At 47.2% G+C, this 12,059-nt stretch carries 14 protein-coding genes; 4 read left to right on the top strand and 10 right to left on the bottom strand.

Annotated features, from left to right (window positions below; genetic code table 11):
* Positions 1-64: 64 nt before the first annotated feature.
* Together IDJ77_RS21970 and IDJ77_RS21965 are read left to right on the top strand one after the other, a co-directional pair.
* A complete protein-coding gene (locus tag IDJ77_RS21970) occupies positions 65-2,722 on the top strand; it encodes an alpha-L-rhamnosidase (RefSeq protein WP_191191128.1) in 2,658 nt (885 codons plus the stop codon).
* A gap of 1 nt (position 2,723) precedes the next feature.
* Positions 2,724-3,116: a group III truncated hemoglobin gene (locus tag IDJ77_RS21965; RefSeq protein ID WP_191191127.1), complete on the top strand. Its 393-nt coding sequence runs from the start codon at positions 2,724-2,726 to the stop codon at positions 3,114-3,116.
* A 23-nt stretch (positions 3,117-3,139) separates the two neighbouring features.
* Here IDJ77_RS21965 and IDJ77_RS21960 read toward each other — a convergent pair whose 3' ends face one another.
* The 3 genes from IDJ77_RS21960 to IDJ77_RS21950 form a co-directional block, all read right to left on the bottom strand.
* A complete protein-coding gene (locus tag IDJ77_RS21960) occupies positions 3,140-3,529 on the bottom strand; it encodes a hypothetical protein (protein ID WP_224751190.1) in 390 nt (129 codons plus the stop codon).
* A 45-nt stretch (positions 3,530-3,574) separates the two neighbouring features.
* Positions 3,575-4,378, bottom strand: coding sequence for an SDR family oxidoreductase (locus tag IDJ77_RS21955; protein ID WP_191191126.1), 804 nt, complete (start codon positions 4,376-4,378; stop codon positions 3,575-3,577).
* A 137-nt stretch (positions 4,379-4,515) separates the two neighbouring features.
* A complete protein-coding gene (locus IDJ77_RS21950) occupies positions 4,516-4,887 on the bottom strand; it encodes a hypothetical protein (RefSeq protein WP_191191125.1) in 372 nt (123 codons plus the stop codon).
* A gap of 62 nt (positions 4,888-4,949) precedes the next feature.
* Between IDJ77_RS21950 and IDJ77_RS21945 the strand changes: the two genes are divergently transcribed.
* Positions 4,950-5,594, top strand: a complete 645-nt coding sequence (locus tag IDJ77_RS21945; protein ID WP_191191124.1) for a YceH family protein — start codon at positions 4,950-4,952, stop codon at positions 5,592-5,594.
* A gap of 9 nt (positions 5,595-5,603) precedes the next feature.
* On the opposite strand, the gene IDJ77_RS21940 is transcribed toward IDJ77_RS21945, so the two are convergent.
* The 6 genes from IDJ77_RS21940 to kduI all read right to left on the bottom strand — a co-directional run bounded on the left by IDJ77_RS21940 (position 5,604) and on the right by kduI (position 10,067).
* Complete coding sequence (locus IDJ77_RS21940) at positions 5,604-6,287, bottom strand: potassium channel family protein (RefSeq protein WP_191191123.1); 684 nt, start codon at positions 6,285-6,287, stop codon at positions 5,604-5,606.
* Between the two features lie 180 nt (positions 6,288-6,467).
* Positions 6,468-7,022, bottom strand: a complete 555-nt coding sequence (locus IDJ77_RS21935; protein ID WP_191191122.1) for a pyridoxamine 5'-phosphate oxidase family protein — start codon at positions 7,020-7,022, stop codon at positions 6,468-6,470.
* Positions 7,015-7,611: a TMEM175 family protein gene (locus tag IDJ77_RS21930; RefSeq protein WP_191191121.1), complete on the bottom strand. Its 597-nt coding sequence runs from the start codon at positions 7,609-7,611 to the stop codon at positions 7,015-7,017. Before IDJ77_RS21930 ends, IDJ77_RS21935 begins: the two co-directional genes overlap by 8 nt.
* A 1-nt stretch (position 7,612) precedes the next feature.
* Positions 7,613-8,398 carry a hypothetical protein gene (locus IDJ77_RS21925; RefSeq protein WP_191191120.1) on the bottom strand — a complete coding sequence of 262 codons (786 nt, stop codon included), beginning with the start codon at positions 8,396-8,398 and terminating at the stop codon, positions 7,613-7,615.
* A gap of 2 nt (positions 8,399-8,400) precedes the next feature.
* Complete coding sequence (locus tag IDJ77_RS21920) at positions 8,401-9,216, bottom strand: SDR family oxidoreductase (RefSeq protein ID WP_191191119.1); 816 nt, start codon at positions 9,214-9,216, stop codon at positions 8,401-8,403.
* A gap of 20 nt (positions 9,217-9,236) precedes the next feature.
* Positions 9,237-10,067 carry a 5-dehydro-4-deoxy-D-glucuronate isomerase gene (gene kduI, locus IDJ77_RS21915; protein ID WP_191191118.1) on the bottom strand — a complete coding sequence of 277 codons (831 nt, stop codon included), beginning with the start codon at positions 10,065-10,067 and terminating at the stop codon, positions 9,237-9,239.
* Positions 10,068-10,151: 84 nt separating this feature from the next.
* On the opposite strand from kduI, the gene IDJ77_RS21910 reads away from it, so the two are divergent.
* Positions 10,152-10,775: a YhcH/YjgK/YiaL family protein gene (locus IDJ77_RS21910; RefSeq protein WP_191191117.1), complete on the top strand. Its 624-nt coding sequence runs from the start codon at positions 10,152-10,154 to the stop codon at positions 10,773-10,775.
* A gap of 69 nt (positions 10,776-10,844) precedes the next feature.
* On the opposite strand, the gene IDJ77_RS21905 is transcribed toward IDJ77_RS21910, so the two are convergent.
* Complete coding sequence (locus IDJ77_RS21905) at positions 10,845-12,056, bottom strand: glycoside hydrolase family 88 protein (RefSeq protein WP_191191116.1); 1,212 nt, start codon at positions 12,054-12,056, stop codon at positions 10,845-10,847.
* Positions 12,057-12,059 lie beyond the last annotated feature (3 nt).

The raw sequence follows: 12,059 nt of genomic DNA, 5'->3' as shown, positions 1-12,059 counted from the left end.
ATTACGTTTTTCAATTCAAAAAGCCCTTGTCAAGCCCCCCGCTAATTTCGATATTAGCCGAACCATGAAACCATACTTCCGCCTGTTAAGCTTACTCCTGTTTATTACCGTTAACGCAAACGCAGCCAATGTTAAACCCATTAATTTACGTTGCGAATACCTTACAAACCCACTCGGGGTAGATGCCCCGCACCCCCGCCTGGGCTGGATGCTGGCGGATAGCAGACAGGGAGCAAAACAAACCGCTTACCAAATTTTTGTGGGGACCGACTCCGCAGTGGTAAGCAGCGGCAAAGGCAACATCTGGGCAACCGCTAAAATAATTTCATCAAACATATTAGCCACTTACCAAGGCAAGGCTTTACAGCCTTTTACCAAATATTTTTGGCAGGTGGTTGTTTGGGATAAAGATGGTGTAAAGTCGGCACCATCAGCCATTAGCAGCTTCGAGACGGGCATGATGGGCATGAACAACTGGAAAGGCACCTGGATAAGCGACCAGAATGGCGTTAATGTAAAACCTGCACCCTATTTTCGTACTACGTTTAGCACGGGTAAAAAGGTAAGATCGGCAAGGGCTTATATTGCCGTAGCAGGTTTGTATGAGCTTTATATCAACGGCGAAAAGATAGGCAACCACCGGTTAGATCCCATGTACACCCGGTTCGACAGACGTACGCTATACGTTACCTACGATGTAACAAAACAGGTGGCAGCGGGCAAAAACGCCATCGGTGTTTTGCTGGGCAACGGCTGGTATAACCATCAAAGCACCGCCGTTTGGGATTTCCATTTGGCATCATGGCGCGCCCGCCCAACCTTCTGCCTCGACCTAAGGATAACCTACGAGGACGGCACCTTCGAAACCATCACTTCCAGCGAACAATGGAAAACCAATTTAAGTCCGATAACCTTAAACAGCATTTATACTGCCGAGCATTACGATGCCCGGCTTGACCAACCCGGCTGGAACACCATTAATTTTGACGATGCCAAATGGAAACCGGCCTTTGCCCGTCCCACGCCTTCGCAAAATATCGTATCGCAGCAAGTAGTACCCATCCGCGCGGTAGAAGAAGTGCCAACCAAGACTCTTAACAAGTTTGATGACGATAATTACGTGTTCGATTTAGGGCGAAACATCTCCGGCGTAAGCAAGATAACGGTGAGCGGCAAAGCAGGTACCGTTATCCGCCTTAAACACGGCGAAAGGCTGCAAAAGGACGGCCACGTAGATCTTTCCAATATCGACCTGCATTACCGCCCTACCGATGATAAGGACCCTTTCCAAGTAGATATTTTTACGCTTAGCGGCAAGGGACAGGAAACCTTTATGCCGAAGTTCAATTACAAAGGCTTTCAATATGTAGAGGTTAACAGCAGCGAACCTGTTGAATTGACCGCAACCAGCCTCACAGGGTATTTTATGCATAGCGATGTAGCGCCGGTGGGCAATGTAAATACTTCCAACCCTACCATCAATAAAATTTGGTACGCCACCAACAACTCGTACCTCAGCAACCTGTTTGGCTACCCTACGGATTGCCCGCAGCGCGAAAAGAACGGCTGGACTGGCGACGCCATCATTGCATCGGAAACCGGCTTATATAACTTCGACGGCATTACCGTTTACGAAAAATGGATGGCCGACCATCGCGACGAGCAGCAGCCCAACGGCGTATTGCCGTCTATCATCCCAACAGCCGGCTGGGGTTACGAATGGGGTAACGGCCCCGACTGGACCAGCACCGTAGCGATGATTCCCTGGAACGTGTATATGTTTTATGGCGATAAGAAGATCCTGGCCGATAATTACGATAACATCCGTCGCTACGTAAACCACATAGATGACCTTTATCCTACCGGCCTTTGCAGCTGGGGCCTGGGCGATTGGGTGCCCGTAAAATCGGTGTCGCCGGTGGAGCTCACCTCTACCTGCTACTACTTTGCCGATGTAGCCATACTGGCCAAAATTGCGAAGCTGTTGGGTAAAACGGATGATTACAACAAATACACCGTCCTCCAGTCCAAAATAAAAAAAGCCTTTAACGATAAATACCTGAACGAGCAAACCGGCAGCTACAACAAAGGGCTACAAACCGAACTAAGCGTACCGCTTTTTATGGGGCTGGTGCCCGATGCCTACAAAGCCCGCGTTGCGGCCAACCTGGCTAAACGTGTAGAGGCGGATAATTTCCATTTGGATGTGGGGATCTTAGGCGGAAAAGCCATTATGAACGCCCTGAGCGATAATGGCTATGCCGATGTGGCTTACAAAATAGCGTCGCAGGAGACCTACCCATCATGGGGCTGGTGGATGGTGAATGGCGCTACTACCCTGTACGAAAACTGGGCGATTGATGCCAAGCACGATATCTCGCTCAACCACATTATGTTCGGCGGTATTGGTGCCTGGCTGTACCGTGGCATAGGTGGCATCGAGCCTGACGAGCAAAACCCCGGCTTTAAGCATGTGATACTGAAACCAAACTTCGTAGCCGGGCTAAACCAGTTCGAGGCGTCGCATTCCGGGCCTTATGGCAAAATCATTTCCTCGTGGAAACGCAATGGCGAAGCCGTGGAATACCATGTAACCATCCCGGCAAATACCACCGCCACCATTACTTTCCCGCAGGGTAAAAAGATCTATTTGGATGGCAAGCCGGTAAATAATCTTAAAGGTTTGGCAATAACTGCCGGCACTTACAGTTTTAAATTGTAGCATGGAAGACAAGCCCCGGATATTAACGATAGATGACGTAAAGCTTTTAGTAGACACTTTTTACGAACGGATACAGACAGATGCCTTGCTTGGCCCCGTTTTTAACGAGGTGATCAAGGACAACTGGGGAGCGCATCTCGAAAAAATGTATCGCTTTTGGCAAACGGTGCTACTGGATAAGCATACTTACTTTGGCACCCCATTTCCGCCACATGCCAAGTTACCGGTAGGTCATGAACACTTTGCGGCCTGGATGGCGCTGTTCACAAAAACAGTTGATGAATTATTTGGGGGAGAAAAAGCCGACGAAGCCAAATGGCGCGCCGGTAAAATGGCCGAAATGTTCGAGTTTAAAATAGCGTACTTTAAAAAGAACCCGCTTAATATCCAGTAATAACAGGCACAGTGCTGAGGCCTTTACATGGTCTCTATCTCGTTCGGGTGACGGGGCTGCCAGATGGCGTAGTAGAATGCCAGGCAAAACACGCCAAGCAAGAACGGGATCAATGCCAGATGCTTGTAGGTAATATCGCCATAAAACTTAAGCGCATCAATGTGCATAAACTCGCTGATCATCCAATAAGAGTTGGCGCTGATCCAAAAAGTGATGGCCAGGTTATGGCATAATTCCGACATCAGATCGCGCGTTCGGTACACGATTATAATTGAGATAGCCAGCGTAGGGATGATCATGATCAAACCCAATGGTTTCCAAAACAAACACCAGCCAATATCTTTAAATAACCAGAAAACGATATGGAGGTTCTCCATTTTACGGTACTTGAGGGGAATGCGATATTGGTCCATGGTGTTGCTAAAATAACACAAATATCCAAATAGCAAAAACGGGAGTTATTGCAGCCAGTTGGACCAGTTATCTATCTTATACTCGTACCTAACTGCCTCTCCAATTACTGCGCTGTTCACTATCTTCCATTCGCCCAATTCGGGCAAAAACTCCCGCAATGCTAAACCGGCTTTTGCAGCTGCTTGCGTGTAGAACGCCCGTTTTGGCGGGTGATGCGGTGTACAGGCATTAACAGTAATACCAAAAACATCCTGCTGAATAATCGCCCGGGTAATGCCAATACAATCATCCAAATAGATCAGGTTCACCGGGGCAAGGCCGTTAGGGATGCCTTTTTTCCCGGCGAAGAACCTGCCCGGGTCCCGGCCGGGTCCAATAAGTCCGCCAAAGCGGATGGTGGTGGTTTTAAATATATTTTGTCGCCTAAACAATTCCTCTGCCTCAAAGAGCACCTGCCCGGCCGGGGTGTTGGGTTGGGGAGGCGTTTGCTCTGTCACTTCCTGGTTAAGGTCGGCATATATGCCGGTGGAACTGATGAGGATAACTTTCTTTATCGGTGATAATTGGATGGCATCTATTACCCGTTTCAGCTTCGGCACATACTCAGCCCCTGCGCCGGAGCGTGCTTTAGGCGGAATAGAAATGATGAGTATATCGCAATCAAACAAATCAGCAGATAATGGCAAATTTTCGGAAAGATCGAGCAGAAAAGGAACTATCCCGGCTTCCTCCAACAAAGCCAATTTATCGGGCGATGTGGTGGATCCTTTTATGGTAATGCCATCGGCAAGCAATGCCTTTGCCAGCGCCAGCCCGTACCATCCGCAACCTAAAATACTAACTGTCATTACTCGCGAAGATATGCAATCTGTCTTATTCACGCTATAGCGAGATCAGTGCAGCGTATTATCGTGGCAACGACCCGCGAGTTAAACGCTATAAACTACACACCCACAGCGTGAAAAAGCCCTACTGCATAATTAAATCAAACCTCAGTAAAACTTACGTTGTCTTTGTTTATTACATAAATAAATCTCAAATCCTCTATCTGTTTACCTGCCTCAAAAACTCTTATCTGTAATGCATCATATTTTTGGTTATTCAGGCCCAATAAAATATCAACCCCAATAGCAGCGATAACGTAATCAACATTGGATTCCAAATAATTTTGCAGGACACTTAACACATCATTAGATGGCGGCATATCGTTTTCAGCTTCAATATCACCTGCAAGGGGCACAGTTTCGCCGGATGCCTTAATAAGAGTACCAAATGGGTAAAACTCTGCAGCATCGAGCAAAAATGCTTCCGCATACATTTTAATATTATCTAACAACCGCTGTCTAAGATCGCTCATACTGATAAAGGTATCATTTAACGTTTCCTCATACAAATCCCAAACAATACTATATTTGCTACATGGATACTCCACAATCTTTACCCGTTTTAACCGATACCGAACTCCGCGTGCTGGGCTCGCTGATGGAAAAAAGCAAAACCACGCCCGATTATTACCCCATGACGCTAAACGGCCTTACCGCCGCCTGCAACCAAAAATCATCGCGCAAGCCGGTGGTTGATTACAGCGAGAACGAGGTAACGCTTGCACTGGATACGTTAAAACGCAAAGGATTGATCTCTACCGCAACCGGCGGCTCCAGTCGTGCTATTAAGTATAAGCATAACTTTGGTATCGTGTTCCCGGTGGTACCATCGGAAGTTACGGTTATTTGCCTACTGATACTGCGCGGACCACTCACCCCCGGCGAGATCAACTCCAACTCGGGCCGGATGTACGAATTCGACGATCTGGACGAGGTGCAAACCATATTAGAGAAACTTGCCGACGGCGATATGCCTTATGTGCTGCAATTACCAAAACGCCCGGGCCAAAAAGAAGTGCGCTACCGCCACCTGCTTGGGGGTACCATCCCCGAAGACGATGCAGCCGACGAACCCGTTCGCCGCTCCTCATCCGACCTGGAGGCCCGCCTCAGCAAAGTTGAAACGGAACTGGCGGAGCTGAAAGAAGCTTTTGATAAATTGATGAAGGAGCTGACATAAAGTAGCGCGTTATTGTTCGACAACATTGGCTTGTTGATGCTGCGATTTATCTTCAACAAACCATGATGCAACAAATGCCGTAAAGGTTCCAAAAAGGCCCACACCTGCAGTCATTAAAAATACAGCTATGATTCGTCCCTCGGTAGTTACCGGAAATTTGTCCCCGTAACCAACCGTTGTAATGGTAACGTACGACCACCAGATTGCGTCCTCAGCCGATTTGATATTGCTGCTGGGGTCTTTCTCTACCTGGAGAATGGCTATTGAAGAAAAAATTATAATCAGTATTGCTAATATTGCCACAGAAGTAAATGCCCCCTGAGCCTTACTTTTAAATACATGCCTTAAAAACTGCTGTGTAGATTTGAATGCGCGAATAAGACGCAATAATCGAATTAGTCGTAAAATTCGCCCCGCTCTGAGGTAGCTAACAGCCGGAATACTTGAAACTAAATCGATCCAGCCCCAGCGCATAAATCTTAATTTATTTTCCGCGTGGTAGAACCGAATGCAAAATTCTACGAAAAAAAACACACAAATCACATTATCAATATAACTTAACAAAGTGGAGGTTTCCTGTGGGAGTTTTATTAGCGTATCAATCAAAAGTGCTAATAAAACATAAATTGATAGTACAAATACAATTAGATTAAGAACTCCTAATTGATTATTATTTGTTGCAGAAGTTGACATAAGTGAAAGGTTTCAGCTAATATAAACTATTTTTCTCCATCCCTTTATGATTGATTACCGTGGTTTATCCGCGTTAAGGATTGGCGCGGATACCCGCCCGTGGTTAACGCCTTGTGCGCGTATGAGCATAAAGCCTGGGCCGCAGGCAACGCCCAAACGCCTGTTAGTGGAAAAATAGAGCTAACTCCCGTCAAACATCGCAGTTTGCAGCCCATCCATACTGATGCGGTTTTTTTCGGCCTGGTATTTTTCTATCCCTTCTTCGCCTTTGTTTTCGGCCCATTTTATGGCCTGGTCGCGCTCGCCTTTGTAATCGTAATAAGGTATGCCGAAGCCGCAGGAGGTTTGTACTTTGTGCACATCGGCCACAATGATCTGGCGCGCTGAAAGCGGCAGGTTAAATAAAGGCGACAGTTCCTTCCATTCTGCATGCCCTGGTAACACCGTATAGCCTTTACCATACAAGCGCAGGATATTTGGCGGGCCATCAAACGCGCAGAACATCATGGTTACACGCCCGTTCTCCAGCATATGCGCCGAGGTTTCGTTGCCGCTGCCATTGATATCCATATAGGCAACCTTAGTGGCGGATAGCACCCGGAAGCTGTCCATGCCCTTAGGCGACAGATTTACATGCCCTTCTGCATCAAGCGGTGCCGATGCAGTGAAAAATATTCGTTGTGCCGCTATAAACTCACGATGCTTATCGTTGATCTCGTCAAAAAATTTAGCCAATGTGCGGTTCCTCCTCCCTGCCTATTTTGTTTTCGATGCGCCTGTCGGGAATAAACCAGATGCAGGCCACCACAATGTAAAGGGCAAAACCAAGCCAGGATTGAATGAACGAAGCCGCAATAGCTACCGCATAAATAGCCATTGATATTTTGCCTTTCATGTCGTTGCCAAAAGCATTCGCCAGCATGGAATGCTCGCCGTGGTGACGAATGAGCAGTTTCACCAGGATGGTGTAAGCAATGGAGTTCATGATCAACACAATTCCATAACATATCACTGGCCATTTGGCAAAGTGATTCTCGCCCATCCAACCTGTAACAAAGGGGATCAGCGATAGCCAGAAAAGCAAATGCAGGTTGGCCCACATGATAGCCCCGTTGATAGATTTTGTTGCGTGCAGCATGTGGTGGTGGTTATTCCAGTAGATGCCCACATAAATAAAGCTGAGGGCATAGCTTACAAAAACCGGTAACAGCGGTTTCAGCCCCTCTATGTCGGCATGGTGCGGCACTTTCAACTCCAGTACCATTATGGTAATGATGATTGCGATAACGCCATCGCTAAATGCCTCTAAACGCCCTTTGCCCATTTTATTTTTTTACTTTTTTCAGCAGGTATGCTGCTATATCATTTGCCGCCTTATCGTTCTCAAAACCTGCAGGCAACCTGCCGTTCACGTATTCGTTATACAACCACGGGTCGCCAACGGCCAGCACAAAACCTTTGCCGTATTTGGCTTTGGCAATAATTACTGCGCCTGCACTGTTTTTCAGCGCGGCCTTTGCCTTTCCGCTCAGGCCGATGGAACAGGCATCCTTCATGAAGATCTTTTTCGCGGTAGCAAAAATAGCATTGTCCTCCGTACTTATCGCGCCATCCTCAAAATGATGATCATCTATCACATGGTTTGCAATATCGTTATTAAAATGCATCCCGAAACGGGCCGCCAGCTCGTTAAAATGCGGCAGTTCCACATTGGCACTATCGTTGGCCATCAGCAATAATACGCCGCCGGCTTTTACCCATTTGGCTATTGCATCTATATGTGCCGTGTCGATGTAATTTGGCTGCGGATTTTCCTTGCGGGAGTCCGGGTCTACAATGATATAGATCTTGCTTCCTGCTAAATTGCTAACCGTTGGCGCTTCTTCCAGCGAATTTAATACGGCCCCCTGTTTGATAAAAGCGTCGCCAAAAATAGAAAAACCAGTTTGCGCTTTTTCCTCCCATAAATAATGAAAACGCTCCGGCTGGCCGGAAGCGTTCTTATGGGTCTCATGGTTAAAATAATGATCCAGCGTAACCAACACCTGTGCCCTGGCTGTAAGGCAAGCACACAAAACAGTTACAACAACAAGGCAGGCCCGCTTCTTCATATTTACACGCCGCTAAAAATAGAAAAACCACCATCTACACATATCATCGAACCAGTTACAAATGCTGATGCATCGCTCAGCAGCCAAACCAGCGCGCCAATCAATTCGTCCGGGTGGCCAAAACGTTTAAAAGGTGTTTTGCGGATAACCGATTCGCCCCTTGCGGTGTAACCGCCATCGGGGGTGGTGAGCAAATTACGGTTTTGCTCGGTCAAGAAAAAGCCCGGTGCAAGCGCATTCATGCGGATGGCATCGCCATAACGGTTGGCCAGTTCCACCGCAAACCATTGCGTATAGCAATCTACCGCAGCCTTACCCATATTATAGCCCAGCACCTTTGTAACCGCGCTTTTTGAGTTCATGGAAGAGATATTGACGATACTCCCCTTGCCGGTTTTGGCTATCTCCCGCCCAAAAACCTGGGTAGGGATCAGCGTGCCCCAAAGGTTCAGGTCGGCTACTTTTTTCATGCCATCCATTTTCATGGCAAATAGGTCTTCATCAGGCTGCAGTACACCATCGGGCATATTGCCGCCGGCGCCGTTCACCAAACCGTCTACCCGGCCAAATTTGGCCAGTAATTTATCTTTAGCAGCTATCAGTGCCGCTTCGTCCATCGCGTCGGCAATTAAGGCTATGGCCTGGCCGCCGTTTTTATTAATGGCCGCTGCTCGTTCTTCTGCCACCTGCGCGTTGCGCCCCAATATGCCTACCGTGCCGCCCGCTGCTACAATGCCGTTTACAAACGAGTTACCTAAAATACCTGTGCCGCCGGTTACAACAATTACTTTGCCGGCTAATGAATACTGATTTTCCAATTTTATAAAGATTTATATGATTATCTGATGTCGGTTATAGCGATAGCGTCCATATCGGTATAGTCGAGGTTCTCCCCTGCCATACCCCAAATAAAACTGTAGCTGGATGTACCGCTACCCGAGTGGATGCTCCATGGCGGCGAAACTACCGCGTCATAATTACCCAGCAATATGTGCCGGGTTTCGTGCCCCTCGCCCATGTAATGGAACACACGCTGCCCTTCGGGTACGTCGAAATAGAAGTAAGCTTCCATCCGCCTGTCGTGCACGTGCGCGGGCATGGTGTTCCAAACGCTGCCGTTGCTTAGTATGGTTAAGCCCATTACCAGCTGGCAGCTTTTTATCCCTTCTGCGTGGATGTATTTATTGATCACACGCACATTAGCCATAGCCGTGGTGCCTGCATTTACTTTTACCACCTCTTCGTTGGTAACCAAAGTAGTCGGGTAAGTTGCATGTGCCGGAGCTGATAGTAAATAGAATACCGCCGGCGATACCACATCTTTACTGGAAAAGGTAACCGACTTTACACCTTTGCCAATGTAAAGGCAATCGAGTTTGTTCAACGGGTAGGCCTGGCCATCGGCAATAACTTCGCCGTCGCCGGCAACGTTGATGATGCCTATTTCTCGGCGTTCTAAAAAATAATCAGCGCGCAGGTTTGGGTAATTTCCCAGTTCCAGTGCCTGGTTAACGGGGTTGGCTACGCCTACAATCATCCTGTCGTAATGCGTGTAAGTGCAGTTTATAGTGCCTGGCTGCACAATTCCTTCCAATAAAAAGCGATCTCGGATCTGTTGTGTTTGGTAACTTTTAAAATCTTCGGGATGTACGCTGTGTAATACTCTCAAGGCAGATTATTTTTATATTTATGCTTTAGAATAAGCCATTAAAAACACCGTTATTAGCGGTGACCTGAATTATAAAACTAAACTATGAAACATTTATCAGCATACAAAAGCCTGTATATACTAATTGCCTTTATAATCTACGCTAACGTTTGCGCTGCACAAGGTACACGCACTGCATGGACAGAAAAAACCGCTAAAGCATGGCTTAAGGAAAAAGTTTGGGCAAACGGTTTAAAACTTAACCCGCACGGGCCCTTGAATGTGGTGGAATTTGCCAGGCAATACGTAGCCAACAAAGCCAACTGGGATAAGGTGATCGATTTTTTACGCGACCGCAACCTGGAGCTGATGGCACCGGGTAAATACCCCATCAGCGGAGAAGATGTATTTGCGATAGTTACCGAACCAGCCCCAAAACAACTCGACAGCGCCGGTTTTGAAAGCCACCGCAACTTCATCGACCTGCACTACGTGATAAAAGGCGAAGAAAAAATATACACCCAGGGCGAAAAGGATTCGGTGATTGTAAGCAAACCTTACGATGAAAGCAAAGATGTAGAAAACTATGCCCTCGAAGGCAAAGCGTACACCGCTACGCCCAAATACTTTTTCCTTTTCTTTCCGGGGGAATTACATGAACCGGGCATCAGACCGGAAAACGCCGCAAAGGAGAAAAAGCTGGTGATTAAGATCCGGGCGGTGAAGTAAAAATTAAGAATATCGAATGATGAAGTAAAAACACTTCGACGTTGGATATTCGAAATTCATTATTCGATATTATTTCCTCCCTGCAAACGCTTTATACCTTTTCATCGCCTCCACAAAATAGTAATCGGCATAGGTTAGGGGCACATCTATCTCTGTGCCAGCCGGGAAATGGCCCACGCTGTGCTGCAAAATAAAACCTCCATTGGTTTCGGGCTTTGCTTTGTAGGTTGCAGATGAAAGCGTTTTGATGATGGCTTCGGCTGTTTTAAAATAGGTTTGAGCATCGGCGTTGTCGGTATATCGGCAAAGCTCCAGCAGGGCTGAAGACATAATAGCCGCAGCCGATGCATCGCGCAGGGCGCTTGGAATGTTTGACGCGTTAAAATCCCAGTACGGTATTTTATCTGCAGGGAGGTTAGGATTGTTCAGCAGGAATTTAGCGATGTTATTAGCCTGATCAAGGTACTTTTTATCCTTTGTTTCGCGATACATCACCGTAAAACCGTACAGGCCCCATGCCTGTCCCCTTGCCCATGCCGATTCGTTGGCAAAACCCTGCGCCGTTTTCTTTTCCTGCACAGCACCTGTTTCGGAGTTGTAATTAATAACGTGGTACGAGCTAAAATCGGGGCGGTAATGGTTTTTGATGGTGGTGTTGGCGTGCGTAACGGCTATTTTATAAAAGCTGGAGTCGCCGGTTTCGCGGGTGGCCCAAAAAAGCAGTTCGAGGTTCATCATATTATCAATGATCACCAAAAAATCCGAGGGCTTAGAATCCCACGATTTGATACAGCCTACCTTTGGGTTAAAGCGGGTAGATAGCGATTTTGCGCTATTGAGCAGGATCTGTTTGTATTCGGGTTTGGGTTCCAGTTTATTGGCGGTACCAAAGCTGCAATACATCATAAAACCCAGGTCGTGCGTATGGGTGTTGTATTGCTCTTTGGCCAAAACGCCCATAATTCGGTTGGCTTCGGTTTTTAAGGCCTCATCATGGTTTTGCGCGTATAGCTCCAACAGGGTACCGGGGTAAAAGCCGCTGCACCACCAGCCCGAGTTGCTGGTTTCCATTTTGCCGGTCTCCGGGTGAAAGGTTTTTGGAAATTCCTCCGGTTTAAGCTGCGTAGCCATATATTTGTATTGCGCATCGGCATCTGCCAAATTCGCGTTTATGGTTGCCAGCACCGCCTTTTGCGGTTTAAAAGTTTTTTTTTGCTGCGCGAATGTAGGGCCAACTAACAACAGCGTCAAAACAACCGGGAAGATCTTTGTAATTTTCATAAG

It is taken from the genome of Mucilaginibacter pankratovii (assembly GCF_014773265.1).
Lineage (GTDB): Bacteria > Bacteroidota > Bacteroidia > Sphingobacteriales > Sphingobacteriaceae > Mucilaginibacter > Mucilaginibacter pankratovii.
Note: the sequence above shows the minus strand (reverse complement) of the source record. Positions and strands in the feature narration are given on the sequence as shown.

Bases quoted from the DNA above. Each gene is read 5' to 3' on its own strand.
- IDJ77_RS21970 (WP_191191128.1), top strand. From the start codon at position 65: ATGAAACCATACTTCCGCCTGTTAAGCTTACTCCTGTTTATTACCGTT.
- IDJ77_RS21965 (WP_191191127.1), top strand. From the start codon at position 2,724: ATGGAAGACAAGCCCCGGATATTAACGATAGATGACGTAAAGCTTTTA.
- IDJ77_RS21960 (WP_224751190.1), bottom strand. From the start codon at position 3,529: ATGGACCAATATCGCATTCCCCTCAAGTACCGTAAAATGGAGAACCTC.
- IDJ77_RS21955 (WP_191191126.1), bottom strand. From the start codon at position 4,378: ATGACAGTTAGTATTTTAGGTTGCGGATGGTACGGGCTGGCGCTGGCA.
- IDJ77_RS21950 (WP_191191125.1), bottom strand. From the start codon at position 4,887: ATGAGCGATCTTAGACAGCGGTTGTTAGATAATATTAAAATGTATGCG.
- IDJ77_RS21945 (WP_191191124.1), top strand. From the start codon at position 4,950: ATGGATACTCCACAATCTTTACCCGTTTTAACCGATACCGAACTCCGC.
- IDJ77_RS21940 (WP_191191123.1), bottom strand. From the start codon at position 6,287: ATGTCAACTTCTGCAACAAATAATAATCAATTAGGAGTTCTTAATCTA.
- IDJ77_RS21930 (WP_191191121.1), bottom strand. From the start codon at position 7,611: ATGGGCAAAGGGCGTTTAGAGGCATTTAGCGATGGCGTTATCGCAATC.
- IDJ77_RS21925 (WP_191191120.1), bottom strand. From the start codon at position 8,398: ATGAAGAAGCGGGCCTGCCTTGTTGTTGTAACTGTTTTGTGTGCTTGC.
- IDJ77_RS21910 (WP_191191117.1), top strand. From the start codon at position 10,152: ATGAAACATTTATCAGCATACAAAAGCCTGTATATACTAATTGCCTTT.
- IDJ77_RS21905 (WP_191191116.1), bottom strand. From the start codon at position 12,056: ATGAAAATTACAAAGATCTTCCCGGTTGTTTTGACGCTGTTGTTAGTT.